1 pseudogene is annotated in these 503 nt (G+C 45.9%); it reads left to right on the forward strand.

Annotated elements, in window-relative coordinates:
- Nucleotides 1–503: pseudogene (locus tag J7R05_RS07795) on the forward strand (hypothetical protein); the annotation flags it as partial.

Genomic DNA, 503 nt, shown 5'->3' on the forward strand with positions numbered 1-503 from the left:
AGGATCTGGAGCGCCGTGTCCGGTTTATGGTGGAATTGCGCAATACGCCGTTTGATCAACAAAGAGAGATTTTATTTTATGTGGTGAATGGCTTACCGCGTTTGTTAGGTGGTGCTTTGGATGCGCGGGGTAATGGGGCTTATTTAGCGGAAAAAGCGGCGCAGCGTTATGGGGCTTGCGTGAAGGAAGTTCAATTGTCGCAAAGTTGGTATGGCAAAGAAATGCCGGCTTATTTGGAAGCTTTTGGGGATGGGTCCATTGTTTTGCCGCGCGATAGTGACATTGTTGCGGATCATCAAGCGCTTGCTTATGTCAATGGCATTGTGAAAATTCCAGACAATCATCGTTTTAAAGGCAGTGATGGTTTTATGCGTCATGGTGATAGCGCTATTGCTTGCGCTTTGGCTTATTTTGCCAGCCGCCAAACTCCTGAAATTTATGACTATACACCTGTGAGAGAGGCTTATAGTTTTGATGAAAGCCCACTCTTTTCAACCCCTTTT

This window comes from Bartonella capreoli (assembly GCF_902813205.1).
In the GTDB taxonomy this organism is placed as follows: Bacteria; Pseudomonadota; Alphaproteobacteria; order Rhizobiales; family Rhizobiaceae; genus Bartonella; species Bartonella schoenbuchensis.